The organism is Pseudomonas sp. SDO5532_S415 (genome assembly GCF_054071155.1).
The window spans coordinates 1-2,694 of the sequence record NZ_JBSVWS010000321.1 but is presented as its reverse complement, the minus strand read 5'-3'; the positions used below and the strand labels follow the sequence as shown (position 1 = coordinate 2,694).

Sequence of the window (2,694 nt, the reverse complement as noted above, 5' to 3'; positions counted from 1 at the left end):
ACAGGGGATCCGGGAACACTCCAGATCAAATGTGGGAGCGAGCCTGCTCGCGAAGGCAGTCTGACAGGCACTGAATCACTCCCCGACAAACCACCGGTAATACGGATTCCCCCCATCCCCGCGCATCACCTCACGAATATCCCGGCCCCAGGCATCGCGATCGCCGTCATAGGCATGCAGGCTCGCCCGATAGAACTGCATCAGGCGTTGCCGGTGCGCGCTCATCCGCTCATTGAAACCCGCATCGGCATTCACCAGCGGCGCGGCAGTGTGCAAGTCCAGCAGCGCCGGCAACACCCGGGTGATCTCCTTGGTCCGGACCCAGGGTGCATATTCGATGCGCGGTTGATCATCGGTCACCGGACGCGCGTCAGCGGCAAAGCGCTCCAGGCCGGTGCGATCGGTCACCCAGGTGGCGAGCAACGCGGCGGCCGAGCCGATACCGACATCCTGCAAGGTGCCGCGCACGCTGTCCTGCTGGAAGCGTTGACTGATTTTCCCGACATCCAGCTCGATCGGCTCCAGCGAGCCCACCAGCAGCATCTCGTGGAACTCGCTGGTCCACAGCGTGGCGTAGGGGAAGACATCGAGGAAACTGCGCACCAGCGAGCGCGAATCGTTGATGTTTTGCGTCGGCAGCGGCAGCCACTGGGCGACCAGGCCCTGACTCTGAAGGCGGCTGGCAGCCAGTTGGTAGAAGTCCCGGGAATACAGATTGACCACGCCGGCCGCGGAGGGCGGTGGTGGCTCGAGGGTGATCAGGTCATAACGCTGCGGATTGCGCAGCAGTTCCTGGCGACCGTCACGCAGGCGCACATCGATACTCGGATCGGCGGCGGCATCGAAATTGCCCTTGAACAACGGCGCTGCCTTGACCACTGATGGCAGCAGTTCGGCGACGACCCGGTGCTCCAGGCCCGGATAGCGCGTCAGGGCGCCGGCGGTGATGCCGGTGCCAAAGCCGATCACCAGCGCTGAACGAGGCTCGGCGTTGTGGATCAGCAGCGGCAACAGCGCCTGAATGCGCATGTAGCGCAGGGACGGCATGGCATCGCCGGTGTTCGATACACCCTGGATGTACAAACGCTGGAAGGCCTTCTGCCCCTTGCCCTGGGTGACCACGGCAACGGTACCGCCTCGTCCTTCCTCGTAAAAAGCCAGGCTGGCATTGCGTGCACCGGGCAGCAGGCTGGCCAGTTTGTTCACCGGGGTCAGCAGCGCCACGGCCACCGACAGCAGGCCGACCGCGATGACGCCCTGACGCCGGCCTTTCTTGACCCCATGCCCCTTGCGCACCGAGAAATACCCGATCCCGGCAGCGATGATCGCCAGCAATCCCAACGTACGCACCAGCCCCAGCAACGGGATCAGCACGAACCCGCAGAGCATCACCCCGATGATGCCGCCGAGGGTATTGAACGCTACGACTTCACCGACATGGCGCCCCACATGCTCGCGCCCGACGCTCAAGCGCAGGGCCACGGGAAACGCCGCGCCCAGCAGCACCGTCGGCACGAAGACGATGCTCAACGCCGCCACGGCAAAGCGCGCGCACATGCCCGCCAGTTCACTGGCACCCAGCGACAGCACCCAGGCTTCGACCAGGCTTTGCGCGAGCACGAGCCAGCGTCCGAGCACAGCAATTTCCAGCAACGCAATCAGCCCTGCACCGGCGATCAGCAGACCGAATACGCCCCAGGGATCGCGCAGGCGGTCGACCCGTCGGGCGAGCAGGGCGCTGCCGAGAAACAGGCCGGTGAGGTAGGTGGCCAATACCACGGCGAAGGCATAGGTGCGGGTGCTCATGAACTGCACGATCGATTGCGACCAGACCACTTCGTAACCGAGGGCCACACCACCGGCAATCGAATACAGCCACAGCGCCAGGCGGTCCGGCGCCTTGTCGGCAGGGTGCCGTGTCGGCGTTTCGACCGGTAGCGGACGCTGGCGCTGGAACCACAGGGCACCGGCGGCGGCCAGCAGGTTGAGCATCGCGGCGGCCAGCGCGCTGCCACGTACGCCCAGGGTGGCAATCAGCACAAACGCGGCGAGCAGGGTCCCCACGATCGCGCCGGCGGTGTTCGCCGCATACAGATGGCCGCCGGCCTTGCCCAGTTGCTGTGGATCGCTGGCCAGGGAGCGGACCAGCACCGGCAGCGTGCCGCCCATCAGCAACGCCGGAAGGCCGACCAGCGTAAACGGCAGCACCCAGGCCAGCAGACCGATCTGCTGTTCCAGCCAGGCAAACGGCTGGGCCGCCAGGCTCATGGCGAAGGTCGCGCCGACACCGAGTACCGCCACCAGCACTTCCAGCCCGGCATACAGCAGGACCGGTTGCTGCAAGCGGTCGGCCCAGCGCCCGAAGAGCAAGCCGCCCAGGGCAAGCCCGGCAAAAAACGCGCTGATCCCCGTGGTGATGGCATACACCTCGACGCCCACCACCAGTGACAGCTGCTTGATCCACAACACCTGATACACCAGCGCCGCGGCACCGGAAACGAACAGCAGCAGGGCAGGGATCAACAGCGCCGGGGAGGCGACGTGAGGGGCGGGTATGGCCGACGACTTGCTGGTGACGCGTGAGGACATTGCCGATTGCCTTGTTCCGGTTCAAATACATCAGCGACTGCACCGGCCCCTTCGCGAGCAGGCTCGCTCCCACAGTAGATCTTTGGTGAGCGGAAAATCCCTGTG

The 2,694-nt window shown here is 65.4% G+C and carries 1 protein-coding gene; it reads right to left on the bottom strand.

Annotated features, from left to right (window positions below; genetic code table 11):
* Positions 1-75: 75 nt before the first annotated feature.
* Positions 76-2,589, bottom strand: coding sequence for a fused MFS/spermidine synthase (locus ACW9HW_RS29710; protein WP_457402900.1), 2,514 nt, complete (start codon positions 2,587-2,589; stop codon positions 76-78).
* Between the last annotated feature and the right edge of the window lie 105 nt (positions 2,590-2,694).